The organism is Actinacidiphila glaucinigra, assembly GCF_900188405.1.
In the GTDB taxonomy this organism is placed as follows: domain Bacteria; phylum Actinomycetota; class Actinomycetes; order Streptomycetales; family Streptomycetaceae; genus Actinacidiphila; species Actinacidiphila glaucinigra.
The window spans coordinates 97,792-123,108 of the sequence record NZ_FZOF01000025.1; the positions used below are offsets into that span (position 1 = coordinate 97,792).

24 protein-coding genes and 1 riboswitch are annotated in these 25,317 nt (G+C 74.0%); of the genes, 17 read left to right on the forward strand and 7 right to left on the reverse strand.

The features are described from left to right. Positions 1-27 precede the first annotated feature (27 nt). Positions 28-531, forward strand: a complete 504-nt coding sequence (locus CHF15_RS34155) for a GNAT family N-acetyltransferase (RefSeq protein WP_089227794.1) — start codon at positions 28-30, stop codon at positions 529-531. 93 nt (positions 532-624) lie between these two features. Here CHF15_RS34155 and CHF15_RS34160 read toward each other — a convergent pair whose 3' ends face one another. Beyond that, entirely contained in the window at positions 625-1,140 is a 516-nt protein-coding gene (locus CHF15_RS34160; RefSeq protein ID WP_089227834.1) for a hypothetical protein, read from the reverse strand. 187 nt (positions 1,141-1,327) lie between these two features. Here CHF15_RS34160 and def point away from each other — a divergent pair, with 187 nt between their 5' ends. The 3 genes from def (at position 1,328) to CHF15_RS34175 (ending at position 4,412) form a co-directional block, all read left to right on the forward strand. After that, a complete protein-coding gene (def, locus tag CHF15_RS34165; protein ID WP_089227795.1) occupies positions 1,328-1,873 on the forward strand; it encodes a peptide deformylase in 546 nt (181 codons plus the stop codon). Between the two features lie 32 nt (positions 1,874-1,905). After that, positions 1,906-2,838, forward strand: a complete 933-nt coding sequence (gene fmt, locus CHF15_RS34170; protein WP_089227796.1) for a methionyl-tRNA formyltransferase — start codon at positions 1,906-1,908, stop codon at positions 2,836-2,838. A 77-nt stretch (positions 2,839-2,915) separates the two neighbouring features. After that, positions 2,916-4,412, forward strand: coding sequence for an RsmB/NOP family class I SAM-dependent RNA methyltransferase (locus CHF15_RS34175; protein ID WP_410169677.1), 1,497 nt, complete (start codon positions 2,916-2,918; stop codon positions 4,410-4,412). Positions 4,413-4,471: 59 nt separating this feature from the next. On the opposite strand, the gene CHF15_RS34180 is transcribed toward CHF15_RS34175, so the two are convergent. Beyond that, positions 4,472-5,623, reverse strand: coding sequence for a chitinase (locus CHF15_RS34180; RefSeq protein ID WP_089227797.1), 1,152 nt, complete (start codon positions 5,621-5,623; stop codon positions 4,472-4,474). A 403-nt stretch (positions 5,624-6,026) separates the two neighbouring features. Between CHF15_RS34180 and CHF15_RS34185 the strand changes: the two genes are divergently transcribed. Both CHF15_RS34185 and CHF15_RS46785 read left to right on the forward strand, forming a co-directional pair. Continuing rightward, complete coding sequence (locus CHF15_RS34185; protein ID WP_089227798.1) at positions 6,027-7,286, forward strand: FAD-binding protein; 1,260 nt, start codon at positions 6,027-6,029, stop codon at positions 7,284-7,286. Positions 7,287-7,396: 110 nt separating this feature from the next. Further along, a complete protein-coding gene (locus CHF15_RS46785) occupies positions 7,397-7,471 on the forward strand; it encodes a 50S ribosomal protein bL37 (protein ID WP_373297613.1) in 75 nt (24 codons plus the stop codon). A gap of 61 nt (positions 7,472-7,532) precedes the next feature. Here the strand turns inward: CHF15_RS46785 and CHF15_RS34190 are convergent, their stop codons facing one another. Then, entirely contained in the window at positions 7,533-9,686 is a 2,154-nt protein-coding gene (locus tag CHF15_RS34190) for an MMPL family transporter (protein ID WP_245939179.1), read from the reverse strand. Positions 9,687-9,836: 150 nt separating this feature from the next. Here CHF15_RS34190 and rpe point away from each other — a divergent pair, with 150 nt between their 5' ends. The 8 genes from rpe (at position 9,837) to CHF15_RS34230 (ending at position 17,296) form a co-directional block, all read left to right on the forward strand. After that, positions 9,837-10,502, forward strand: coding sequence for a ribulose-phosphate 3-epimerase (gene rpe / locus CHF15_RS34195; RefSeq protein ID WP_089227800.1), 666 nt, complete (start codon positions 9,837-9,839; stop codon positions 10,500-10,502). A gap of 66 nt (positions 10,503-10,568) precedes the next feature. Further along, positions 10,569-11,612 carry a sugar-binding transcriptional regulator gene (locus tag CHF15_RS34200; protein ID WP_375821127.1) on the forward strand — a complete coding sequence of 348 codons (1,044 nt, stop codon included), beginning with the start codon at positions 10,569-10,571 and terminating at the stop codon, positions 11,610-11,612. A gap of 79 nt (positions 11,613-11,691) precedes the next feature. Beyond that, the gene (locus CHF15_RS34205; RefSeq protein WP_089227801.1) at positions 11,692-12,078 is read left to right on the forward strand and encodes a guanyl-specific ribonuclease; all 387 of its coding nucleotides are present in this window, start codon (positions 11,692-11,694) and stop codon (positions 12,076-12,078) included. Then, complete coding sequence (locus CHF15_RS34210) at positions 12,075-12,392, forward strand: barstar family protein (protein ID WP_089227802.1); 318 nt, start codon at positions 12,075-12,077, stop codon at positions 12,390-12,392. Before CHF15_RS34205 ends, CHF15_RS34210 begins: the two co-directional genes overlap by 4 nt. A gap of 46 nt (positions 12,393-12,438) precedes the next feature. Next, a complete protein-coding gene (locus CHF15_RS34215; protein WP_089227803.1) occupies positions 12,439-13,887 on the forward strand; it encodes a GuaB1 family IMP dehydrogenase-related protein in 1,449 nt (482 codons plus the stop codon). A 195-nt stretch (positions 13,888-14,082) separates the two neighbouring features. Beyond that, the gene (locus tag CHF15_RS34220) at positions 14,083-14,547 is read left to right on the forward strand and encodes an Lrp/AsnC family transcriptional regulator (RefSeq protein WP_089227804.1); all 465 of its coding nucleotides are present in this window, start codon (positions 14,083-14,085) and stop codon (positions 14,545-14,547) included. Between the two features lie 185 nt (positions 14,548-14,732). Beyond that, on the forward strand, positions 14,733-15,533 hold the full coding sequence (locus CHF15_RS34225) for a carbon-nitrogen hydrolase family protein (RefSeq protein WP_089227805.1): 801 nt from the start codon (positions 14,733-14,735) through the stop codon (positions 15,531-15,533). A 56-nt stretch (positions 15,534-15,589) separates the two neighbouring features. Beyond that, complete coding sequence (locus CHF15_RS34230; RefSeq protein ID WP_089227806.1) at positions 15,590-17,296, forward strand: flavin monoamine oxidase family protein; 1,707 nt, start codon at positions 15,590-15,592, stop codon at positions 17,294-17,296. Between the two features lie 11 nt (positions 17,297-17,307). On the opposite strand, the gene CHF15_RS34235 is transcribed toward CHF15_RS34230, so the two are convergent. Together CHF15_RS34235 and CHF15_RS34240 are read right to left on the reverse strand one after the other, a co-directional pair. Beyond that, positions 17,308-17,997, reverse strand: coding sequence for a DUF5995 family protein (locus CHF15_RS34235; protein ID WP_089227807.1), 690 nt, complete (start codon positions 17,995-17,997; stop codon positions 17,308-17,310). A gap of 70 nt (positions 17,998-18,067) precedes the next feature. Next, positions 18,068-18,931, reverse strand: coding sequence for an NAD-dependent epimerase/dehydratase family protein (locus tag CHF15_RS34240; RefSeq protein ID WP_089227808.1), 864 nt, complete (start codon positions 18,929-18,931; stop codon positions 18,068-18,070). A 140-nt stretch (positions 18,932-19,071) separates the two neighbouring features. Between CHF15_RS34240 and CHF15_RS34245 the strand changes: the two genes are divergently transcribed. Continuing rightward, positions 19,072-19,932, forward strand: a complete 861-nt coding sequence (locus CHF15_RS34245) for a helix-turn-helix transcriptional regulator (RefSeq protein WP_089227837.1) — start codon at positions 19,072-19,074, stop codon at positions 19,930-19,932. A 589-nt stretch (positions 19,933-20,521) separates the two neighbouring features. On the opposite strand, the gene CHF15_RS34250 is transcribed toward CHF15_RS34245, so the two are convergent. Both CHF15_RS34250 and CHF15_RS34255 read right to left on the reverse strand, forming a co-directional pair. Further along, positions 20,522-21,067 carry a GNAT family N-acetyltransferase gene (locus CHF15_RS34250; protein WP_089227838.1) on the reverse strand — a complete coding sequence of 182 codons (546 nt, stop codon included), beginning with the start codon at positions 21,065-21,067 and terminating at the stop codon, positions 20,522-20,524. A gap of 10 nt (positions 21,068-21,077) precedes the next feature. Continuing rightward, the gene (locus CHF15_RS34255) at positions 21,078-22,295 is read right to left on the reverse strand and encodes an MFS transporter (RefSeq protein ID WP_089227809.1); all 1,218 of its coding nucleotides are present in this window, start codon (positions 22,293-22,295) and stop codon (positions 21,078-21,080) included. A 153-nt stretch (positions 22,296-22,448) separates the two neighbouring features. On the opposite strand from CHF15_RS34255, the gene CHF15_RS34260 reads away from it, so the two are divergent. Beyond that, on the forward strand, positions 22,449-23,654 hold the full coding sequence (locus CHF15_RS34260; RefSeq protein ID WP_089227810.1) for an ROK family transcriptional regulator: 1,206 nt from the start codon (positions 22,449-22,451) through the stop codon (positions 23,652-23,654). A 269-nt stretch (positions 23,655-23,923) separates the two neighbouring features. Further along, positions 23,924-24,054, forward strand: a riboswitch (FMN riboswitch). Positions 24,055-24,224: 170 nt separating this feature from the next. Continuing rightward, the gene (ribD, locus tag CHF15_RS34265; protein WP_089227839.1) at positions 24,225-25,316 is read left to right on the forward strand and encodes a bifunctional diaminohydroxyphosphoribosylaminopyrimidine deaminase/5-amino-6-(5-phosphoribosylamino)uracil reductase RibD; all 1,092 of its coding nucleotides are present in this window, start codon (positions 24,225-24,227) and stop codon (positions 25,314-25,316) included. The last annotated feature ends 1 nt before the right edge of the window (position 25,317 follow it).

Genomic DNA, 25,317 nt, shown 5'->3' on the forward strand with positions numbered 1-25,317 from the left:
TTGACGCCCCCGCCTAGGGTTCCGGGTATGACCAGCACACTCCGACTGGAGAAGATCACTCCGGACAACGTCGACGCCGCGATCGCCCTGAAGGTCCGCCCCGACCAGGAACACCTCGTGGCCCCGGTCGTGAAGTCCCTCGCGGAGGCCTACGCCTACGGGGAGACGGCCTGGCCCCGGCTGATCGTCGACGGCGACCGGACCGTCGGATTCCTCATGGCCTTCTTCGACATCGACTTCGCGGGCGACGGAAGCGGCATCGACCTGCGCTCCGGCCTGTGGCGCCTCGCCGTCGCGGCCGGCGAGCAGGGCCGCGGCTACGGAAGGTACGCCGTCGAGTCCGTCGCGGCGGAGGTCCGCCGCCGGGGCGGCACCCGGGTCACCACCACCTGGCATCCCGGCGCCGACGGCCCGGAACGCTTCTACCTGCGGCTGGGCTTCCGGCCGACGGGGGAGTCCAGCGGCGGCCAGACCGTGGGGGAGCTGGAGCTCGAACCGGCAGGGCCGCACGCCGCGCACCGGCGGCCCTGACCGCGGTGCGTCCGTGCCCGTACGCGCCCGCCCCGGCGGCCGTCCTGTCGGCGTGGCGGGCGGCGGGGCGGGCGTGCCCGGGGCACCGCCGGATCAGCCCGTGCGCGGAGAGGGGACCGCACCGGGGACGGCCTCCTCGCGGGTGGCGGGGGCGGTGTGCGCGGGCATCGCGCGGGCCGCGGGCACCGCGGGGACCGAGGGCACGACCGCCGGGGCCGGAGGCTCGCCGTGCACCTCCGTGGCGGCCGCTCCGGCCGGCACCGAGCGCCGGTTGCCGTACCGCCGGTGGACGGCCTGCTTGGTGACGCCGAGCGCCGAGCCGACGGCGTCCCAGCTGAAGCCCAGGGAGCGGTCGAACTCCACGGCCGAGGTCACCAGGGTCTCGACGCTGTCCCGCAGCTCCTGGGCGAGCCGGACGGTGGGGGCGGGGGCGCGGCCGTAGACCACGAATCCCGCGGACGGCCCGCCCCGGCGGGGACGGTAGACATTGCCCAGCTGGGTGGTGAGGGTGCGCAGCGCGTCGACCTGTCGGCGGACCCGCTCGATGTCCCGCACCAGCAGGTGCAGGCTCGCCCTGGCCTGGGCGTCATGAGTTGCGTGTTCGGGCATCAACTGGCCTCTCGAACCGGCTCTTGTGGGTCAAACTCCATTGACCAACGCGCCAGACTCCCGTGGAGTCACGCCCAAGGGGCGCATCGCACCCGCCAGGGGGCGTGCGCATGGGTGCGCGCCCCTACCTCGATGGCCCATAGACTGGGGCGGTTGCCCTGTCACCGTCCGACCACGGAGCCACCGCGTGTCCATCCAGCCGATCCGCCTCTTCGGCGACCCCGTGCTGCGCATGAAGGCGCAGCCCGTGACCGTCTTCGACAAAGAGCTGCGCATCCTCGTCAAGGACCTCGAGGAGACCATGAAGGACGCCCCGGGCGCAGGCCTGGCGGCTCCTCAGATCGGCGTCTCGCTGCGGGTGTTCACCTACCACGTCGACGGTGAGCTGGGCCATCTGGTCAACCCGGACCTCAGCCTGAGCGAGGAGGAGCAGGACGGCCCCGAGGGCTGCCTGTCCCTGCCCGGGCTGCGCTTCGACACCAAGCGCGCCCACGGCGTCGTCGCCAAGGGCTTCACCATGCACGGCGACCCGGTGACCGTCGAGGGCACCCAACTGCTCGCCCGCTGCATCCAGCACGAGACCGACCACCTCGACGGCATCATCTTCATCGACCGCCTCGACCGCGAGCAGCGCAAGGCCGCGATGAAGGCGATACGCGACGCAGAGTGGGCCGGTCGGCCCGCGCCCGAGGTCCGCGTCTCCCCGCACAGCACATTCGGCCGCGCACTGTAGGGCCGCGCACCGCAGAAAGGCATCCCGCACGCATGAGGCTCGTCTTCGCCGGCACCCCCGAGGTCGCCGTTCCCGCCCTCGACGCCCTGCTCGCCTCCGGCCGGCACGAGGTCGTCGCCGTGGTCACCCGGATGGACGCCACGGCGGGGCGCGGCCGCAAGCTCGTCGCCAGCCCGGTGGCCCAGCGCGCGGAGGAGGCCGGCATCGAGGTCCTCAAGCCCGCCAGGCCCCGCGACGAGGACTTCCTGGCCCGGCTCCGCGAGATCGCCCCCGACTGCTGCCCGGTCGTCGCCTACGGCGCGCTGCTGCCCCGCGTCGCCCTCGACGTGCCCGCCCGCGGCTGGGTCAACCTGCACTTCTCCCTGCTGCCCGCCTGGCGCGGCGCCGCCCCCGTGCAGCACGCCGTCATGGCGGGCGACGAGGTCACCGGGGCCGCGACCTTCCTCATCGAGGAGGGCCTGGACTCCGGACCGGTGTACGGCGTCGTCACCGAGGACGTCCGCCCCCGCGACACCAGCGGCGACCTGCTGACCCGGCTCTCGCACAGCGGCGCGAAGCTGCTGGCCGCCACCATGGACGGCATCGAGGACGGAGCGCTGGTCGCCCGGCCGCAGCCTGCCGAGGGCGTCAGCCTGGCCCCCAAGATCACCGTCGACGACGCCCGCGTCGACTGGAACGCCCCTGCCCTGCGGGTGGACCGGGTGATCCGCGGCTGCACCCCGGCACCCGGCGCCTGGACGCTGTTCGGCGGCGAACGCCTCAAGGTCGGCCCCGTCACCCTGCTGCCCGACCGCACCGACCTGGCCCCCGGGGAACTGGAGGTCACCAAGCGCGCCGTGTACGCGGGCACCGGAAGCCACGCCGTGGAGCTCGGCGAGGTGCGTCCGCAGGGCAAGAAGCCGATGCCCGCCGCCGACTGGGCGCGCGGCGTCCGCGTCCCCTCCGGGGAGCGGCTCGGCGCCTGACCGCGCCCCCCACGTACGCTCGAAGCGGGGCGCACCGCACCCCGCCGTACCACCGACACTCCCGGAGCACCTTCCACGTGAGCGAACCGTCACGCCGCCGACCGCGTCCCGCCGCCCGCCAGGGCCGCAACCAGGGAGGGCCCCCGCAGGGCGGCCGGCCCTACCGCAAGCCCCAGCGCGACCCCGTGCGCATCCTGGCGTTCGAGGCGCTGCGGGCGGTCGACGAGCGCGACGCGTACGCCAACCTCGTCCTGCCGGCGCTGCTGCGCGAGGCCGAGGCCGAGGCGGCGCGCAAGGGCCGGGAGTTCGACCGGCGCGACGCCGCGCTCGCCACCGAGCTGGTGTACGGCACCCTGCGCCGCCGGGGCACGTACGACGCCGTCATTGCGGCCTGCGTCGACCGGCCGCTGCGCGAGGTCGACCCTCCCGTGCTGGACGTGCTGTCGCTCGGCACCCACCAGCTGCTGGGCACCCGCATCCCCTCCCACGCGGCCGTCTCCGCCACCGTCGAGCTCGCCCGCGTGGTCCTCGGCGACGGGCGCGCGAAGTTCGTCAACGCGGTGCTGCGCCGGATCGCCGCCCGCGACCTGGACGCCTGGCTGGACGAGGTGGCACCGCCCTACGACGAGGACGCCGAGGACCACCTCGCCGTCGTCCACTCGCACCCGCGCTGGATCGTCTCGGCCCTGTGGGACGCCCTGGGCGGGGGCCGCGCGGGCATGGAGGAACTGCTCGCGGCCGACAACGAGCGCCCCGAGGTCACCCTGGTCGCGCGCCCCGGCCGCGCGACCACGCAGGAACTCGCCGACGCCGTGCCCGCGGACACCACTCTTCCGGGCCGCTGGTCCCCCTGGGCGGTCCGGCTCGCCGAGGGCGGTGACCCCGCGGCCATCGAGGCGGTGCGCGAGGGCCGCGCGGGCGTCCAGGACGAGGGCAGCCAGCTCGTCGCCGCCGCCCTGGCCGCGGCCCCGCTGGGCGACGGCCCCGACCGGCTCTGGCTGGACGGCTGCGCCGGCCCCGGCGGCAAGGCGGCCCTGCTCGCCGCGCTCGCCGCGGAGCGCGGGGCGGCCCTGGTCGCCTCCGAGAAGCAGCCGCACCGGGCCCGGCTCGTCGCCCGCGCCCTGGCGGGCAACCCCGGCCCGTACGGGGTGATCGTCGCCGACGGCACCCGCCCCGCCTGGCGTCCCGGCGCCTTCGACCGCGTCCTGGTCGACGTGCCCTGCACCGGCCTCGGCGCGCTGCGCCGCCGTCCCGAGGCGCGCTGGCGCCGGCGTGCCGAGGACGTCCCGGGCTTCGCGCCCCTGCAGCGCGGCCTGCTGGAGTCCGCCCTGAGCGCGGTGCGCGTGGGCGGGGTCGTGGGCTACGCGACCTGCTCCCCGCATCCGGCCGAGACCCGCGCCGTCGTGGAGGACGTCCTGGGCCGCCCGGGCGCCGTCCCCGCCGAATGGGTCGACGCCCGCCCGCTCATGCCCGGGGTCCCCGACCTCGGCGAGGGCCCGGACGTCCAGCTCTGGCCCCATCTGCACGGCACCGACGCGATGTACCTCGCCCTGCTGCGCCGCACCGGGGAGTGAGCGCGCGCGGGTGCGGTCCGGACGTCCGGACCGCACCCGCGCGGCGGTGGCTCGGCAGCTCAGCAGTAGAGGTTGGCGCCGGGGCCGACTCCGAGGATCGCCGTGAACTGCTGGTACTTGCTCACCCGGCTCTGCACCTGCGCCGGGTTGCGGCCGTCGCATTCGAGGGAGCCGTTGATGGAGCGGATGGTCTGGCCGAAGCCGGCCTGGTTCACCATGGCGTTGTGCGGGGTCATGGTGCCGGGGCCGTTCTGGGTGTTCCAGTACCAAAGACCCGTGCGCCAGGCCACGGCCGCGTCCTGCTCCACGCGCCAGGGGTTGCCCAGCAGGTCGATGCCGAGGGCGTCGCCGGCGGCCTTGTAGTTGAAGTTCCAGCTGAGCTGGATCGGTCCGCGGCCGTAGTAGGCCGCCTGGCCGGCCGGGCAGCCGTAGGGCTGGCCCCAGTCGCAGTAGTGCGGGTAGTTGGCGGTGTTCTGCTCGACCACGTAGACCAGGCCGCCCGTCTCGTGGCTGACGTTGGCGAGGAAGGCGGCGGCCTCCTGCCTCTTGACCGTGTCGCCACCGGAGTTGGCGAAGCCCGGGTAGGAGCTCAGCGCGGCGACCAGGCCGCTGTAGGTGTAGAAGCCGTTGCGGCCCGGGAACATCTGGTTGAACTGGGACTCGCTCACCACGAACCCGGACGGGTTGGTGCCGCCGCCACCGCCGCTCGCGGGGGCGTTCCACTTCTGGTTGGCACCGCCCGTGCAGGTCCAGATCTGCAGCCGGGTGGCGTTGGCGGAGCTGTTGCCCCTGACGTCCAGGCACTTGTTGGCGGCGGGGTTGACGATGTCGCGCGCCGCGGTGACGACCCACTGCTGGTTGGCGCTGCCGGAGCAGTCCCACAGCTGGACCGCGGCCCCGTCGGCGGTGCTGCGGTCGACGACGTCGAGGCACTTGCCGAGGGCGCGCAGCGTGCCGTCGCCCGGGTTGGACCAGCGCTGGGCGCCGGTCCCGTTGCAGTCGTAGAGCTGTACGGCGGTGCCGTTGGCGTTGTTCGCCCCGGCGACGTCGACGCACTTGCCCGCGAGGCCGCTGATCTGGCCGTCCGCCGCGCGGGCGGTCGGCGTCGCGACGAACAGGGTGGCCAGGAGCGCCGCGAGGACGGCGAACACCGCGGACGGGCCGAGGACGGAACGTCCTGTGGGAAGCCGTCCGGCGAGGGACGTGGACATGGAGAATCGCTCCTTACCCGGCCCGGGGCCGTGGTCGTGGGGGAGGGAGCTTCGTGGGGGTGCTCGGCACGGCGGGCGCGGGTGGTTCGGAGGAGGTCACGCACGGGCACGGCGCGGCGTGCGTCGTGGAGTGCGTCGTTTCAAGGGCGGCGTGAACTTCCCTGCTGCACCGTCCCGTTGAGCCCAGCTAGGTCTAGACCATGCCAGGGTGACGGGGTCACGTCAATACTTGAAGGGGCGGGCGGGACCCGGCGCGCCCGGCCCCGCGGCGTACCCCTGTCCTCCGCCGCCGTCCGCAGCGGCGAGAATCGTCCTGGAACGGCAGGCCCGGAACCGCCGGACCGGCAGGCCGCGCACCGCGCGGCGGCCGGCGGCGGGGGCCGGACAGGAAGGAACGACCGCGATGCCCGCGGAGAGCAACTGGGGCGGCAATGTCGCCTTCACCGCACGAAGGCTCCACCACCCCGAGTCCGTCGCCGAGCTGCAGGAGATCGTGGCCCGGGCCCCACGGGTGCGCGCCCTCGGGACCCGGCACTCCTTCAGCACCGTCGCCGACACCGACGGCGAGCACGTCTCGACCTCCCGGCTGCCCGCCGTGATCGACGTCGACCGCACCGAGCGCACCGCCACGGTCGGTTCGGGGCTGCGCTTCGGCGAGATCGTCCGCGCGATCGACGAGGCGGGCCTGGCGCTGCACAACCTCGGCTCGCTGCCGCACATCTCCGTGGCCGGGGCGTGCGCCACCGGCACCCACGGCTCCGGCACCGGGCGGCGCAGCCTGGCCGGCGCGGTCCGCGGGATGACCATGGTCACCGCCGACGGAGAGCTCGCCGAGATCCGGCGGGGCGAGGCCGACTTCGACGGCTCGGTCGTCGCCCTGGGCGCCCTGGGCGTCGTGACCCGGCTGACCCTCGACCTCGTCCCGGCCTTCGCCGTGCGCCAGACCGTCTACGAGGACATGCCGCGGGAGGAGTTCCGGGAGAACTTCGACGCGGTGATGTCGGCCGGATACAGCGTCTCGGGCTTCACCCGCTGGCGGGAGCGGGCCGTCGACCAGGTCTGGCTCAAGGAGCGGGTCGAGGCCGACGGGGCTGAGCCCGCGCCGCGGACGTGGTTCGGCGCCACCGCGGCCGACGGGCCCCGGCACCCCATCCCGGGCATGCCCGGTACGCACTGCACGCCGCAGCAAGGCCTTGTCGGCCCCTGGTACGCGCGGCTGCCGCACTTCCGCCTGGAGTTCACCCCGAGCAGCGGCGAGGAGATCCAGTCGGAGTTCTTCGTCGACCGGCGCGACGCCGTGGCGGCGTTCGACGCCCTGTGGCAGGTGCGGGAGCGGTTCTCGTCCGAGGTGCTCATCGGCGAGATCCGCACCGTGGCCGCCGACTCCCTGTGGCTCAGCCCGGCGTACGGACGGGACAGCGTCGCCTTCCACTTCACCTGGGCCCCGGACGCCGAGGCGGTGGCGCGGGCGGTCCGGGTCGTCGAGGAGGCGCTGCGCCCCTTCTCCGCCCGCCCGCACTGGGGCAAGCTCTTCACCGCCCCGTCCCCCGACGCACTGCGCGAGCTCTACCCGCGCTACGACGACTTCCGGGCGCTCGCCGCCCGGTTCGACCCGTCCGGGGTCTTCCGGAACGCCTTCATGCGTGAGCACTTCCCGGACTGAGCCGGCGTGCGCGCCCGGCGCGCCCGCGGGCGCCACCGATGTGCCGCCCGCGGGGGGCCGGTCATAGACTGACCGCGGTCGAAATGTCCCGTACGAGAGGGTTGGGCATCATGTCCAAGCGAGGGAACAAGCGGCGCGCCCGGAAGAAGAAGGGCGCCAACCACGGCAAGCGTCCCAACGCGTGACACACGCCGTCCCGCAGTGACCGCCCGCGCCCGGCGCGGGCGGTCACGGCTGTTCCGGGGCTCAGGTACCGACGCGAGGGGCGTCCGGCGCCACCTGCTCCTCTCCCGGGGGCGCGGGGGCGTGGGGACCGTCCAGCAGGCTCGGCCACCACACGCGGTGCCGCATGTCGAGGGTGATCGCGGTGACCAGCACCGACCGTACGACCAGGGTGTCGAGCAGGACGCCGAACGCCACCGCGAAGCCGATCTCCGCGAAGCCCACGACGGGCAGCGTCGCCAGGGCCGCGAAGGTGCCGGCGAGCACCAGGCCCGCGGAGGTGATCACGCCGCCGGTCGCGGCGAGACCGGTGAGGGTGCCCTCGCGGGTCCCGGACAGCGCGCTCTCCTCGCGGATCCGCGTCATCAGGAAGATGTTGTAGTCGATCCCCAGCGCCACCAGGAACACGAAGACGAACAGCGGGAACGCCGTGTCCTCGCCCTGGAAGCCGAAGACGTGCCGGAAGGCGAGCGCGCTGACGCCGAGCGCGGCGGCGAAGGAGAGCACCACCGTCGCGATGAGCACCAGGGGCGCCGTGAGGGCCCGCAGCAGGATGCCGAGGATCACCAGCACGACGACGAGGATCATCGGGATGAGCAGCCTGTTGTCGCGCGCCGCCGCGCGACCCGCGTCGAGCTGCGCCGCCGTGCCGCCGCCGACCCTGGCGTCGGCGCCGGGCAGTGCGTGCAGGGTCTCGCGGGCGCGGTCCACGGTGTCCTTGGCGGCCTGGCTGTCGGCCGGGTCGGTGAGTGTGGCCTCCAGGTGGACCAGGCCGTCCCGCTGCGCGGGCGCGCCCTTCGGTACGACCGCGGAGCCCGGCGCGACGCCCTCGACGCCGTCGAGCGCCGCCTTGACCTGCCCCGCCGCACCCGCGTCGGCGATCACCACCAGCGGCTGCCCGGAGCCGGCGGGGAAGTAGCGGGCCTCGACCTGCTGCCCGGTGACGGAGTCGGGTGTTCCGGTGAAGCTCTCGGCGTTGCTCAGCCCCGCCGCCTCCAGCGTGATCAGACCCAGCGAGAGAGCCGCGAGTGCGGCCGCGGTGCCCACCCACACCGCGCGCGGCCGCCGGTCGATGCGGCGGCCCACCCGGGACCACAGCCCGCCGCGGGTGGGCTCGGCGGAACCGACGTGCGGGACGGCGGGCCAGAACACCCAGCGGCCCACGATGACCAGCAGCGCGGGGAAGAGCGTCAGCATGGCGGCCAGGCCGATGGCTATGCCGACGGCGGCGACCGGTCCGAGCCCGGAGGTCGAGTTCATCTCCGCGGCCAGCAGGCACAGCATGCTCACCGCGACCGTGGCGGCGCTGGCGACGATGGCCGGCCCCGCCCGGTGCAGGGCCAGCGCCATGGCCTCGTGGCGGTCCTCGTGGCGGCGCAGCTCCTCGCGGTAGCGGGCGACCAGTAGCAGCGCGTAGTCCGTTCCGGCGCCGAACACCAGGACGGTGAGGATCCCCGCGCTCTGCGCGTTGACGACGAGGTCGGCGTGCTCGGCCAGCAGGTATACGGCCGCCTGCGCGGTGAACAGCGCCCCGACGACCGAGACGACCGGCAGCAGGATGAGGGTGACGCTGCGGTAGGTCAGCAGCAGGATGACGACGACCACGGCGAGGGCGCTGTACAGCAGGGTGCCGTCGATGCCCTCGAACGCCTCGGCGGAGTCGGCCGCGAAGCCGCCCGGTCCGGTGATGTGCACCTCGAGGCCACCGGTGTCGTCGGCGGTGACGGCGCGTATGCCGGCGACCGCGTCCGCGAGGCCCGTCCAGCCGCCCTCGTCCATGTCGATGGGGACGATGAGCTGCGCGCCGCGCGGGCCGGCGGCGCGCTTCTCGTACACAGGGCCGACGGTGCGGTCGCCGAAGACGCCGTGCGCGGTCATCTCCCGTATGCGCTCGGCGTCCTGACGAACGGTCGCACGATCGGCGTCGGTGAGCCCACCGGGCCGCGCGTAGACCACGACCGCCGGGGCGGTGTCGGGAAGGAACCGCTTCTGCAGCTCCAGGACCTGGGTCGACTCCGCGCCGCCCGGCAGCCAGGAGGACGAGTCGTTCTGCTGCGCGTCCGTGAGCTTCTGGGCCAGCGGCGCGACCGCGACCAGCAGGACCAGCCAGAGCGCGACCACGACCCATTTGCCGCGCCTGCCGCAGACCAGGACCGCCCAGCCGCGTGGAGCCTTCACACCCGCCACCTCCGCCTCGTCCAAGGCGTCCCCCGAGGAGTGCTCTGCGATCCGCACAGCATCCCACGCCCGCAAGGGCCGTGCGGGGTGGTTTTCCACAGCCGTACGCCCAGTGCGCGGGGAGGGGGCGGGCACCGCCATACTGGACACATGGCCGTGCAGATCAACCCCAGTATCCTCTCCGCCGACTTCGCGCGCCTCGCCGACGAGGCGCGGGCCGTCGAGGGCGCGGACTGGCTCCACGTCGACGTGATGGACAATCACTTCGTCCCCAACCTGACGCTCGGCGTGCCGGTCGTGGAGTCCCTCCGCAAGGCGACGGAGACCCCGCTCGACTGCCATCTGATGATCGCCGACCCGGATCGCTGGGCCCCGGCCTACGTCGAGGCGGGCGCCGGCTCCGTCACCTTCCACGTGGAGGCGGCCGCCGCTCCCGTGCGCCTCGCCCGGGAGATCCGCGCCAAGGGCGCGCGGGCCTCGATGGCGCTCCGGCCGGCCACGCCCGTCGAGCCCTACGAGGACCTGCTGCCCGAGCTCGACATGCTGCTGATCATGACCGTGGAGCCGGGCTTCGGCGGTCAGGCCTTCCTCGACATCATGCTGCCCAAGATCCGCCGGGCCCGGAAGCTGATCGACAAGCACGGTCTGGACCTGTGGCTCCAGGTCGACGGGGGAGTCTCCGCCTCCACCATCGAGCGCTGCGCCGAGGCCGGGGCGGACGTCTTCGTGGCCGGCTCCGCCGTCTACGGGGCCGAGGATCCGGCCGAGGCGGTACGGGGTCTGCGCAAGCAGGCGGCGGCCGCCTGCGCGCACTGACCACTCCGTGGGCACCGTGCCCCGGTACCCCGGAGTACGTGCGAGGATGAGCGCGGAGCCGATCAGATGCGCAACTGGGGAGAGAACGTGACCACAGGCCGCACAGGGGTGCGCATGGGCCCCGGCGAGATGGTCCAGGCGGCGGCGATGGCGCGCCGCTTCTACTTGGAGGGGAAATCCAAGATCCAGATCGCCGAGGAGTTCGGCGTGAGCCGCTTCAAGGTGGCGCGGGTCCTGGAGACCGCCCTCGAACGTGACCTCGTGCGCATCGAGATCAGGGTCCCGGCGGAACTCGACGCCGAACGCTCCGACGCCCTTCGGGCCCGCTACGGGCTGCGGCACGCCGTCGTCGTCGAGTCGCCCGCCGACGAGACCGACGGCCCCGACCCGGAGAACCTGGGAGCGGTCGCCGCGCAGCTGCTCGGCGAACTGGTCAGCGAGGGCGACGTGCTCGGCCTCGCCTGGGGGCGTTCCATCATCACCATGGCCAACGCCCTCGACCGGCTGCCGCCGTGCACGGTCGTCCAGCTCACCGGCGTGTACGACGCCGGCACCGCCGACCGCGGCTCGGTCGAGGCGGTCCGCACCGCCGCGGCCGTATCCGGCGGCGAGGCCCACCCCATGTACGCACCCATGGTGCTGCCCGACCCGGCGACCGCGGCGGCGCTGCGCGCCCAGAGCGGCATCGCGGCAGCCATGAGCTACTTCGACAAGGTCACCGTGGCCGTGGTGTCGATCGGCTCCTGGGCGGCCGGGATCTCCACCGTCCACGACGCCCTGACCGAGGCCGAGCGCGAGCACTACGCCTCCCTCGGCGTCGCCGCGGAGATGTCCTCGCACCTCTTCGACGCCGAGGGCCTGCTGGTCGGCCGCGACCTGGGCGAGCGCTGCATCACCATCGAAGCGGACCGGCTGCGCCGCATCCCCGAGGTGCTCGCCATCGCCGGCGGCCTGCGCAAGGCCGCCGCGGTCGACGCCGTGCTGCGGTCCGGTCTGGTGACCAGCATCGTGACGGACACCGCCGCCGCCGACTACCTGCTGGACTCCACCGCGCCCATGCCGCGCCCCGCCCTCGACCGCGCGGACCCCGAGGTGCTGCGCGGAGCCTAGGCTCCGGCCGCGCCGTCGTTCCGTCCGCCGCTCGCGTGCCCTGCGCGGCGGACGGCGCGGGCTGTGGCAGCATCGCCGCATGCCGACCGGCCCCGTCCGCCGTGCCACCGCGATCGTCGCCGTCCTGCTGGGTTGCCTCGCACTGCTGCTCGGCGGCTGCTCCCCGCCCGCCACCGAACCCGTGGCGGCGGTCCCCACGGTGTCCGTCGCGAGCCTGCCGCCCGAGGCCCGCGAGACGCTCCGGCTGATCGACGCGGGCGGCCCCTTCCCGTACGCGAAGGACGGCACCGTCTTCAACAACTTCGAGGGCCTGCTGCCGGCGCATCCGCGCGGCTACTACCACGAGTACACCGTCCCGACCCCGGGGACACAGGACCGCGGCGCCCGGCGCATCGTCACCGGCTCCGGCGGGGAGGCCTACTACACCGACGACCACTACCAGAGCTTCAGGGCGGTCCGCAGATGACGGCAACGACGGTGCTGGACCTGCACGGGGTCACCACCAAGAGCGCGTTCATGGACCGCTGCGCCGAGCAGCTGCGGCTGCCCGGCTGGTTCGGCCGCAACTGGGACGCCCTGTACGACTGCCTCACCGACCTGCCCGACCCAGAGCGGGGCGGGCTGCGCCTGGTCGTCCGCGGCTGGAGCGACTTCGCGGCGGCCGAACCGGGGGAGTGGCGGACCGCGCGCCGGGTGCTCGCGGACGCGGCGGCCTTCCACGACCCCGCCGTGCTCCCCCTGCAGGTCGTCTTGGAGGAACCTACGAACGACCCTTCGTGATCACCGGAGTTTCCTCCGTGTTCAATCCGGCTCCGACCGTGCAAAACTGAAGTACGTGCGTTTCCTCAATGATGCAAAGCCTCCGTACGACCTGACGTACGACGACGTGTTCATGGTCCCCAGCCGCTCGGCGGTGGGATCCCGCCAGGCGGTCGACCTCTCCGCCCCCGACGGCACCGGCACCACCATCCCCCTCGTGGTGGCCAACATGACGGCCATCGCCGGACGCCGTATGGCCGAGACCGTGGCCCGGCGCGGAGGCCTCGTGGTCATCCCGCAGGACATCCCGATCGAGGTCGTCACCGAGGTGATCACCTGGGTGAAGCAGCGGCACCACGTGCTCGACACCCCGATCGTGCTCGGCCCCCACGCCACCGTCGCCGACGCGCTGGCGCTGCTGCCCAAGCGGGCGCACGGCGCCGCCGTCGTCGTGGAGGACGGCCGTCCGGTCGGCATCGTCACCGAGCACGACCTCACCGGCGTGGACCGCTTCACCCAGGTCTCCGTGGTGATGTCCAAGGACCTCGTGCTGCTGCCCGCGGACATCGACCCGCGCGAGGCCTTCAACCGCCTGGAGGACGCCAACCGCAAGCTCGCCCCCGCCGTGGACGCCGACGGCAGGCTGGTCGGCATCCTCACCCGCAAGGCGGCGCTGCGCGCCACCCTGTACACCCCGGCCACCGACGCCGGCGGGCGGCTGCGCATCGCCGCCGCCGTGGGCATCAACGGCGACGTCGCGGGCAAGGCCAAGCAGCTGCTCGACGCGGGTGTGGACACCCTCGTCGTCGACACCGCCCACGGCCACCAGGAGAGCATGATCCAGGCCGTGAGGGCCGTCCGCGCGCTCGACCCGCAGGTGCCGGTCGTGGCCGGCAACGTCGTCTCCGCCGAGGGCGTCCGCGACCTGATCGAGGCCGGCGCCGACATCGTGAAGGTCGGCGTGGGCCCCGGCGCGATGTGCACCACCCGCATGATGACCGGCGTGGGCCGGCCCCAGTTCTCCGCCGTCCTGGAGTGCGCCGCCGAGGCCGCCCGGCACGGCAAGCACGTCTGGGCCGACGGCGGCGTCCGGCACCCGCGCGACGTCGCCATGGCGCTCGCCGCGGGCGCGTCCAACGTCATGATCGGCTCCTGGTTCGCGGGCACCTACGAGTCGCCCGGCGACCTGCAGCAGACCGCCGACGGCCGGCCGTACAAGGAGAGCTTCGGCATGGCCTCCGCCCGCGCGGTGGCCAACCGCACCAGCGAGGAGTCCGCGTACGACCGCGCCCGCAAGGGGCTGTTCGAGGAGGGCATCTCCACCTCGCGGATGTTCCTCGACCCGGCCCGCCCGGGTGTCGAGGACCTGATCGACTCGATCATCGCGGGCGTCCGCAGCTCCTGCACCTACGCCGGTGCCGCCAACCTCTCCGAGTTCGCCGAGAAGGCCGTCGTCGGCATCCAGAGCGCGGCCGGCTACGCCGAGGGCAAGCCGCTGCACGCCAGCTGGCAGTAGCCACCGCCGCCGGGCGCCCCGTTCGCGGAAGCGGACGGGGCACCGGCGCGTCCGGGGCACCGCGGGCGGCGCCCCGCTTCGACGCGATCACCCGGGAGTGCTGCGCCGGGCGGACGGCGACCGGCCTCGTAGGCTGGTGCGCGTACGGCAAGCGCCGTCCCCAGCTCGCCCGCGAAGAGAAGTGACCCACCCCCAGTGCGACTGAACGAACTCGACGAACGCATCGTCCACGCCCTCGCCGAGGACGCCCGCCGCTCCTTCGCCGACATCGGCGCCCTCGTCGGGCTCTCCGCCCCGGCGGTCAAACGCCGGGTCGACCGGCTGCTGGCGGAGGGCGCCATCACGGGCTTCACCGTCCGCGTCGAGCCCTCCGCGCTGGGCTGGGAGACCGAGGCGTTCGTCGAGCTCTACTGCCGGCACAACACCTCGCCCGAGGACATCCGGCGCGGCCTGTCGCGCTACCCGGAGGTCGCGTCCGCCTCGACCGTCACCGGCGAGGCGGACGCCGTCGTCCAGATCTACGCCGCCGACGTGCGCCACTTCGAGCGGGTACTGGAGCGGATCGCCGGGGAGCCCTTCGTCGAGCGCACCAAGTCCGTCCTGGTCCTGTCGCCGCTGCTGCGGCGCTACTCGGGAGCGCCCGACCAGCCGGAGGGGTGACCGCGGGTACGCGGGCCCGGGACGGCCGTCCGATCGCCCCCGCGCAACGAATCGCCGCCGGCAGGCCCCGGCGCGCAACGAATCGGCGGTCGGTGCGCAACGGAGGCGTCTTGTCGCCGCGAGGCCCGGAATCGTACCGTCGAGGCAGACCCGGAACACGCTTCCCACCAGGCGAAAGAGGCTCCATGGCGCCGCTGCGCACCGCGCTGTACCAAGGCCCGAGCGGCGTCCCCTCCTCCGTCGGCGACAGCCTGGCCGCGCTCGACGCCGCCGCGCGCCGGGCCTCCGCCGCGGGAGCCCGGCTGCTCGTCACGCCCGAGATGTACCTGACCGGCTACGCCCTCGGCGACGCGGTCCCGGGCCTCGCCGAGGCGGCCGACGGGCCCGCCGCCGCGCGGGTCGCCCGGATCGCCGCGGAGCACGGCCTCGGCATCGTCTACGGCTACCCCGAGCGCGACGGCCGCGACGTCTTCAACTCCGCCCAGCTGATCGGCCCGGACGGGGAGCGCCTCGCCAACTACCGCAAGACCCACCTCTTCGGCGACTTCGAGCGCACCTGGTTCACCCCCGGCGACGACGCCGTCGTCCAGGCCGAGTTCGACGGCGTCCGGATCGGCCTCCTCATCTGCTACGACGTCGAGTTCCCGGAGACCGTGCGGGCCCACGCCCTCGCCGGCACCGAGTTGCTCGCCGTTCCCACCGCGCTGATGCGGCCCTACGAGTTCGTCCCGCAGACGCTCGTGCCGGCCCGCGCGTACGAGAGCCAGCTGCACGTCGCCTACGCCAACCGCTGCGGCCCCGAGGGCGACTTCGACTTCGCGGGGCAGAGCTGCCTCGCCGGACCCGACGGCGCCGTGCGCGCCCGGGCCGGAGCCACCGAGGAGCTGGTCGTCGCCGACGCCGACCCGGAGCTCCTGCGCGCCGTCCGCGAGGAGACCCCCTACCTCGAGGACCGCCGCCCCGAGCTGTACCGCTCGCTGGGCTGATCCCGACCCCCTCCCCGCCACCCGCTTCGCCGCTTCACAGCCAGGAGAACCACGCCATGACGTCCACGGTGCCCACCGCGGTCCACGACGAGCAGCACCCCGAGGTGCGGGCGGCGCCGCCGATCACCATGTTCGGCCCGGACTTCCCGTTCGCGTACGACGACTTCCTGGCGAGCCCCGCGGGCCTCGGCTCCATACCGGCGACCGAGCACGGCGCCGAGGTCGCGGTCATCGGCGGCGGCCTGTCCGGCATCGTCGCCGCGTACGAGCTGATGAAGATGGGCCTGCGGCCCGTCGTGTACGAGGCCGACCGGATCGGCGGCCGGCTGCGCACCGTCGGCTTCGAGGGCTGCGGCGAGAACCTGACCGCCGAGATGGGCGCGATGCGCTTCCCGCCGTCCTCCACCGCACTGCAGCACTACATCGACCTGGCGGGCCTGGAGACCAGGCCCTTCCCCAACCCGCTCGCCCCCGAGACCCCGTCGACCGTCGTGGACCTCAAGGGCGAGTCCCACTACGCGCGGACCATCGACGACCTGCCCCAGGTCTACCGCGACGTCGCGCACGCCTGGAACTCCTGCCTGGAGGAGGGTGCGGACTTCACCGACATGAACCGCGCCATGCGCGAGCGCGACGTCCCGCGCATTCGCGAGATCTGGTCGAAGCTCGTCGAGAAGCTCGACAACCAGACCTTCTACGGCTTCCTCTGCGACGCTGAGGCGTTCAGGTCCTTCCGGCACCGCGAGATCTTCGGCCAGGTCGGCTTCGGCACCGGCGGCTGGGACACCGACTTCCCCAACTCCATCCTGGAGATCCTGCGCGTCGTCTACACCGAGGCCGACGACCACCACCGCGGCATCGTCGGCGGCAGCCAGCAACTGCCGCTGCGACTGTGGGAGCGCGAGCCGCAGAAGATCGTCCACTGGCCGCACGGCACCTCCCTGAGGTCCCTGCACGGCGGCGACCCCCGCCCGGCCGTCACCCGGCTGCACCGCACCGCCGGCAACCGGATCACCGTCACCGACGCCGCCGGCGACATCCGCACCTACCGCGCCGCCATCTTCACCGCGCAGAGCTGGATGCTGCTCAGCAAGATCGACTGCGATGACTCGCTCTTCCCGATCGACCACTGGACGGCGATCGAGCGCACCCACTACATGGAGTCCAGCAAGCTCTTCGTCCCCGTCGACCGGCCGTTCTGGCTGGACAAGGACGAGGAGACGGGCCGGGACGTGATGAGCATGACGCTCACCGACCGCATGACCCGCGGCACCTACCTGCTGGACAACGGGCCCGACGAGCCGGCCGTGATCTGCCTGTCGTACACATGGTGCGACGACAGCCTCAAGTGGCTGCCGCTGAGCGCCGCCGAGCGCATGGAGGTCATGCTCAAGTCGCTCGGCGAGATCTATCCGAAGGTCGACATCCGGCGGCACATCATCGGCAACCCGGTGACCGTGTCCTGGGAGAACGAGCCCTACTTCATGGGCGCGTTCAAGGCGAACCTGCCCGGCCACTACCGCTACCAGCGGCGGCTGTTCACCCACTTCATGCAGGACACCCTGCCCGAGGACAAGCGCGGCATCTACCTCGCCGGCGACGACATCTCCTGGACGGCGGGCTGGGCCGAGGGCGCCGTGCAGACCGCGCTCAACGCCGTGTGGGGCGTCATGCACCAGTTCGGCGGCACCACCGACCCCACCAACCCGGGCCCGGGCGACCGCTACGACGAGATCGCGCCGGTCATGCTCGACGAGGACTGACGCGCCGGACCTCAGCGGCCCAGCGGGGTCAGCAGGAAGCGGCCGACCAGCCCGACGCCCGCGTCGAGCTTCTCGGCGAACTCCTCGTACACCTCCGGCAGCCCGCGCAGGGACCACAGCACGCGGGACGCGGCCCACGCCGCGTCCCGCGCGCGTTCCAGGCTCCAGGAACCGGCGAGATGGGTCAGCGGATCGGCGAGGTCCAGCAGATCGGGGCCGGGCATCAGCTCCTCCCTGACGCGTTCCTCCACGGACGTCAGGAGTTCCCCCACGCGGTCGAAGTCCCGCTCCAGGGACGGTGGTTCACACCCCAGCGCCGCGCAGGTGTCCACCACCGCGAGCGCCAGGTCGTGACCCACGTGCGCATTGATCCCGGCCAGCGCGAACTGCACGGGGCGGATGCCGCGATGGCCGCGCAACTGCAGCAGCGGCCGCCAGCAGGCAGGGACGGTACGGCGGTCGGCCGCCGCGTCGACTGCCCGCAGGTAACGGGCGGCGAAGCGGGCCGCCAGCACCGCGGCGGCGGCGGGATCACCGAAGCCGCCCGCCGCCAGGCGGCCGTCCAGCTCCTCCGTCACGGACAGGTACACACGGTTGAAGACCGCCACCCCGTCCCCCGGCGGGAGCGCCGTGCCGAGCGCGCGCATGCGCGCCACCACCTGGCCCACCCCCACCGGGGCCGGCCGCCGTGCCGTCGTCATGCGCACAGCGTCCCAGCAGGCCGGGCGGGGTGCGCGGCAGGGCGGCCGTGCCGTCCCCGGATCGGGTGAGTCAGAGCGCGCCCGCGTCGCGGGCCGTCCACACCGACGGATACTGCGGGCGGAACCCCAACTCCTCCCGGATGCGCAGGTTCGACACCACGCCGTCCCACGGATCGGCCGACGCACGCTCCGCCATGCCGGCCGGGACCTCGGCCCCGTTCACCCAGTGCAGCTCCGCCGCCGACACCGGCGCGTCGTCGGCGATGTTGTACGCCCGGCCCCCGACGCCGGGTGCCCGCAGCAACCGCAGCAGACCCTGCGCCACGTCCGCGTGGTGCACCAACTGCAGCCGCTGGTGCGCCGCCCAGCCGCCCGCCCAGCGCAGGGACTGCGCGAGATGCGGATCGCCGTCGCCGTACACGAAGGCGAGCCGGCCGATGCGGACGTCCAGTCCCAGCTCGCGGTGGAGCTCCAGCAACCCCCGCTCGGCCTCCGCCTTCGACGCGGGGTACGCGCCCCACATCGGGCCGCCCGGCACACTCGCGTCGTCCTCCACCAGGGGGCGGCCCCGTCCCACGCCGTACACCAGGTTCGTGCTCGCCTGCACGAAACGCGCCGCCCCGGCCGCCGCGGCGGCCCGCGCCAGGGCGAGCGTCGCGTCACGGTTCACCGACCAGGTGCCCTCCTCGGAGGTGTCCCGGAACGCCGCCGCCAGGTGCACGACCGCGTCCACCCCCGCCAGGGCCCTGCGCACGTCCTCCTCGTCCCGCAGGTCCCCGGTCGCGATCCGCGCCCCGAGCCGGGCGAGTTCCCCGCCCCGCTCGGCGTCCCGCACGAGCACCCGCACCTCCTCGCCCGTGCGGCGCCACTGCAGCAGCCTCGGCACGAAGCGGCTGCCGACCCGCCCGGTCGCACCCGTCACCAGCGTCAGCATCCTCGGTCCCCTCTCGACGTCCGTCACCGTCACGCGACCAGGCTGCGGCGGGCCGCGGCACCGCGGGAGAGACCTCCGCATCCGGGGATCGACACTCCCTGGCTAAGCCCCGGGCCCGGCGCGATGCTTGCACCGTGGACATCGACCGCGCGCAGCTCGCAGACTTCCTGCGCCGCAGCCGCGCCCGCCTCGCCCCCTCCGACGTGGGCCTGGCCGCGGGCACCCGGCGGCGCACCCCCGGACTGCGCCGCGAGGAGGTCGCCCAGCTCGCCGGGATGTCCGCGGACTACTACACCCGGCTCGAGCAGTCGCGCGGCCCCCGGCCCTCCCGGCAGATCCTCGGATCGCTCGCGCGGGCGCTGCGCCTGTCCGAGGACGAACGGGACCACCTCTTCCACCTGGCCGGCGAGGAACCGCCACGCGCCGCCCGCGACACCGGCGGCGCGGACGGCGCGGAACACGTACGGCCCGGGCTGCTGCTGGTGCTCGACCGGCTCGACGACACCCCGGCGCAGGTCGTCAGCGACACGGGCGACGTCCTCGCCCAGAACACGATGGCCGCGGCGCTCGTCGGCGACGCGGCCTCCCGGCCGCCCGGGGAGCGCAACCTCGTCCGCCGCTTCTTCCTGGACCCCGAGGCGCGCGAGCTGTTCCCTCCGGGGGACCGGGCGGAGCATGCCCGGCGGCACGTGGCCCACCTGCGCGCGGTGCTGGCCGCCCGGCCCGAGGACGCGCGTGCGGCGGCGCTGGTGGGGGAGCTGCGCTGCAGGAGCGCGGAGTTCGCGTCGCTGTGGGAGGAGCACGAGGTCGGCGTGCGTCGGGCGGACGTGAAGCGGTTCCAGCATCCGGTGGTGGGGCTGATGGAGCTGGAGTGCGAGGTGTTGCTCAGTGCGGAGCATGGGCAGCGGTTGATCGTGTACACGGCGCGGCCGGGGAGTGAGTCGTACGAGCGGTTGCGGTTGCTTCGGGTTGTGGGCCTGCAGGATTTTGTGGTGCGGTGAGTCGTTGTGTGCGGGTGCGTTGCGCCTGCGGCGGGCTGTCCCCCGCCCTCCCGCCCGATTGCCCGGCGCGGTCAGTGACCGCCTCGCGGCGTACGTGTGGGGTCGGTGCCGCGCCGGCGCACCTCCTCGGCGCTCGCGGCGCTGCCCCACATCGTTCGGCGCCGTACCTCAACCGCTCGTCGCCTGTGGGGGCACCCCGCCACACCCCCTTTGGTTGTCTGCGCGACTGACGGCCGGAGGGGGTGAATAGGCGGTCCGGGGTTGCCGCAGGTGCCTTACTGACCCCCCACCGGCCGTCATACGCCCACACGGCGGGAGGGGGTGTGGCGGGGTGCGCCCGGAAACGACGAGCGGCGGACCCGGCGCGGAATGATGTGGACGTAAACCGCGAGCGTTGAGGACGTGCGCCGGCGCGGCACCGACCCAGGCACACGGTGCGGGACCCGCACTGACCGTGCCGGGCAATCGGGCGGGAGGGCGGGGGATGCCCGCCGCAGGCGCAAACGACCCGCACACAGCAACCGGGCCGCAAGGGGCACCGCAGCCACAATGGACCCGCACACAACCACCGGGCGCCACAGGACGGGGCCTACTCGGCCCACGCGGAACGCGTGAGCGCGTATTCGACCTCCCCCCGCTCCGCCCCCGGCAACGCCTCGTCCCACTCCTCGTGGAAGACCCGGACGAACGACAGCCCCGCCTTCTCCATCACCCGCCGCGACCGCGTGTTGACGAACATCGTCTCCGCGTACACCCGCTGCGCGCCCAGGTCGGTGAAGGCCTTGCGGACCAGGGCGCGGGAGCCCTCCGTGGCGTAGCCGCGGCCCCAGGCGGCGCGTCGCAGGCGGTACCCGAGTTCGAGGTCGTCTGCGGGACCGCCGGCGCGGGGGGTGAGGGCGAACCAGCCGACGAAGTGCCCGGTGGAGCGCTCCTCCGCGGCCCAGACCTGGGAGCGCGCGAAGCGCGGCAGCACCTCGTGCCGGATGACGTCAGACGGCGTGGGGCGGCCGTTGCCGAGGTAGCGCATGACCTCGGGGTCGCTGTCGAGCGCGACGAGCAGTTCGGCGTCCGCGTCGGTGTCGGTGAAGTGCCGCAGCGTCAGCCGCCCGGTCTCCAGGAAGATCCGCGAGTGCATGGGCGGCACGCTAGGCCTGCGTGGTCGTCGCCGCCACGGGTTTGCGGTCGTGCTCCACGGAGACCGTGCCCGCGCTGCGCAGCACGCCCGCGCCCACGGCGAGCCCGGCGGCCAGCAGGGTGACGAGGCCGAAGGAGATCTGGAGGGAGCTGGCCTGCGCGATGGAGCCGATGGCGGCGGGTGCCACCAGCCCGGAGGTGTAGGTGACCGTGGCGACGCCCGCGATGGCCTGGCTCGGGTTGGGCCCGCTGCGTCCGGCCGCCGCGAAGCACAGCGGGACGACGACGGCGATGCCCACGCCGATGAGGGCGAAGCCCGCGATGGCGGTGATCTGGTTGGCCGCCGTGGCGACGAGGACACCGCCCACCGTGGCGAGCAGGCCCCCGGTGCGTACGGTGCGGACGGGGCCGAAGCGGCGGACGACGAGGTCGCCGAGGAGGCGCGACACGGCCATGGTGCAGGCGAAGGCGGTGTAGGAGGCGGCGGCGACACCAGGGGAGGCGCCGGCGACGTCGCGGAGGTAGACCGCGCTCCAGTCCATGCTGGCGCCCTCGGCGAAGACGGCGCAGAAGCCTATGGCGCCGATGACCAGGGCCGCGCGCGGCGGCAGGGCGAAGCGCGCGGGGGCCTCCTCCGACGCGGAGGGCCGCAGGTCGAGCACGCCGCCGCAGGCCACCAGGCCCAGCACGACGAGCAGGACGGCGCCGGCGGTGAGGTGGAGGCGCGCGTCGAGTTCGGCGTGGGCGGCGAGGACGCCGAAGAGGGAGCCGATCAGCGTGCCGGCGCTCCACATGCCGTGCAGCCCGGACATGATCGAGCGGCCGAGGCGTTCCTCCACCTCGACGCCCTGGGCGTTCATGACGACGTCGGCCATGCCCGCCGAGGCCCCGTAGACGAACATCGCCCCGCACAGCCAGCCCAGCCCGGGTGCGAGGGCGGGCAGCGCGAGCGAGGCGCACCACAGGCCCAGCAGGAGGCGCAGCGCGTTGCGCATGCCCATGTGGTGGGCGATGCGGGCGGCGAGCGGCATGGCGACGGAGGCGCCGAGGGCCGCGAAGACCAGGGCGAAACCGAGCTGTCCGGCGCTGAGCCCGGCGTGCTCCTGGATCCAGGGCACCCGGGTGGCGAAGCTGCCGGTCACCGCGCCGTGCACGGCGAACACCGCGGCGACGGCGAGATGGGCGCGTCGCAGTCGTGGCTCGGTCTTCCCCGTCGGGGTCGTAGGCATCGTCGGCATGTTCCCTCCCAGTCTGGTCCCGCCCCTGTTCTGGGCATAAATTATCAGGCAGGCTTCCTGAAAGATAGACTGCCTCCGGCCACGGGCCGCGGCCGGTATCGCCCGCCCTCGCTCCCGTGCGGCGGCTTCTGGAAGGATCCGTCCATGACCGCCATCCGATCCCATGCCGGGCGCACCGCGTCACCCCGTACGGCCCGGGCGATCAACGACCGGCTGGCGCTGGAACTGCTGCAGCGCGAAGGCCCGTTGACGGCGGCCCAGCTCAAGTCCCTGACCGGGCTGTCCCGTCCGAGCGTCGCCGATCTGGTCGAGCGGCTGCAGGAGTCCGGGCTGATCGCGGTGGTGGGCGAGACGGGAGCCGACCGGCGCGGCCCCAACGCGCGGGTGTACGGGATCGTCGCCGACCGGGCGCACCTGGCCGCCTTCGACGTGCGCACCCACAGTGTGGCCATCGAGGTGGCCGACCTGCTGGGGAACGCCGTCGGCAGCGCCGTCCTGCCGGTGGACCCGTTCGGCGATCCGCAGCGCACGGTGCGGCGCTCGGTGGCCCTGCTGGAGCGGACGGCACGCACCGCCGGCGCCGGCGCGCTGCACACGATCGCGGTGGGCGCACCCGGCCTGGTCGACCCGGCCACCGGCGAACTGCGGGCCACCGGGCAGCTGCCGGCCTGGCACTCGGCGCTCGTCGCCGAGTTGCGCAGGCGGCTCTCCCTGCCGGTGCTGCTGGAGAACGAGGTCAACCTCGCGGCCGTCGCCGAGCGCCGCCTGGGTTCGGTGCGCGACCGCGAGGACTTCGTCCTGCTGTGGCTGGGCCACGGGGTGGGCGCCGCGGTGGTGCTCGGCGGGGTCCTGCGGCGCGGGGCCTCGGGCGGCACGGGGGAGATCGGCTTCCTGCCCGTGCCGGGGACCTTCCAACTGCCGAAGGCGAGCGGGTGCGAGGGCGGTTTCCACTCGCTCGCGGGCAGCGCGGCGGTGTGCGCGCTGGCGCGCTCGCACGGGATGCCGGTGTCCGGTGAGGACGACGCCGCGGCGGCGGAGGGGGTGGTGACCGCCGCGCGGGCGGGCGGCAAGCAGGGGGAACTCTTCCTCGACGCGCTCGCGGACCGGGTGGTGATCGGGGTCGCCGCCGTCACCGCCGTGCTCGACCCCGGCTGCGTGGTGCTGGGCGGCGAGGTGGGCCGGGCGGGCGGCACGGACCTGGCCGCCAGGGTCGAGGAACGGCTCGGGCGGATGTCCCCGCTGCCGACCCAGGTGCGGGCGGGCACCGTCGCGGGCAGCGCGGTGCTGCGCGGCGCGGTGCTCCTGGCGATGGACGCCGCGCAGGACGCCCTGTTCACCCCCGAGGTGTGACCCGCGGCGCGTTCGGGCAACCGGCCTTTTGGCGCCGGACGTTCACGGGCGCCGACACGCGGTCCGGGCCGCCCGGGTGAGGACGCGTCGCGCACGGGGTCCGCATCGGCGTCAACGGGGGCTGGCACAGGCGGTGTTGGCCGGAATCCGGTGCGATGCGCCGCGGGGTCCGCAGGGGCCGGCCGATCCCGTGTGAGGCAATCCACACCAATCCCTTGCGTCCGCAAGGAACCTTCATGGCAGACTGGTGGAGCAGTACCAGTGACGTTCAGCGCACTCCGGGGTCGGTGAAAATCCGAACCGGCGGTTACAGTCCGCGACCCGTCCGCATCCAGCGGCCGGTTGACCAGGTGAAATTCCTGGACCGACGGTTAAAGTCCGGATGGGAGGCAGTGCGCGGCGGACGGGCATCGGTACACCGCCGTCGGCGGCAGCGTGGGTGCGTGTCCCCCGGAAACGGGTGACGCGGACGGGCGCAGCCCCACACCGGCCGCGGTGGTCCCGAGGCCCACGTCCGCTCTGTGTTCCGCACAGCCCCGGAGTCCGTGCCCGATGAGGCAGGAGGACCCGGTGGCAACACCCGGTGAAGCCGACGCGATGCGCCGGGCCATTGAGCTCGCCGCCCGCGGCATGGGCTCCACGAGCCCCAACCCCGTCGTCGGCGCCGTGATCCTCGACGCACACGGCGAGATCGCCGGCGAGGGCTGGCACCAGCAGGCCGGCGGCCCCCACGCGGAGGTCCACGCCCTGCGCGCGGCCGGCGACGCGGCCCGCGGCGGCACCGCCGTCGTCACCCTCGAACCCTGCAACCACACCGGCCGCACCGGCCCCTGCGCCCAGGCCCTCATCGCGGCCGGCGTCTCCCGCGTCGTCTACGCCGTCGCGGACCCCACCCCCGCGGCGACCGGAGGCGGTGCCACGCTCGCGGCCGCGGGGATCGACGTGGAGAGCGGGCTGCTGGAGGCCGAGGCCGCCCGCGGCAACGAGGTCTGGCTCACCGCCGCCCGCGAGCAGCGGCCCTTCGTGCTGTGGAAGTACGCGAGCACCCTCGACGGCCGCATCGCCGCCGCCGACGGCACCAGCCGCTGGATCAGCTCCGCGGCCTCCCGGGCCGATGTGCATCGGCTGCGTGCCGAGTCCGACGCCGTCGTCGTCGGCTCCGGCACCCTGCGCGCCGACGACCCCCACCTCGCCGTGCGCGGCGTGGAGGGCACCTTCACGCAGCCCCTGCGGGTGGTCGTCGACACCAATGCCAAGATCACCCCCGGCGCCCGGGTGCTGGACGGCACCGCCCCGACCCTGGTCGCCGTCGCCGAGGACACCGACACCGCGCACCTGCCGGGCGTCGACGTCGCCCGCCTGCCCCGTACCGGCAGCGGTGTCTCGGTCCCCGGGCTGCTCGCCGAGCTGTACGGCCGCGGCGTCCGCTCCGTGCTGCTGGAGGGCGGCCCGACCCTCGCCGGCGCCTTCGTCGCCGCCGGGGCCGTCGACAAGGTCGTCGGCTACCTCGCACCGGCCCTCCTGGGGGCCGGACCCGCGGCCCTGGGGGACGCGGGAATCACCACCATCGCGCACGCGTTGCGGCTCGACGTCGCCGAGATCGAACGCATCGGCCCCGACCTGCGTATTACTGCCTACCCGAGCCGCACTGAGGAGAACTGAC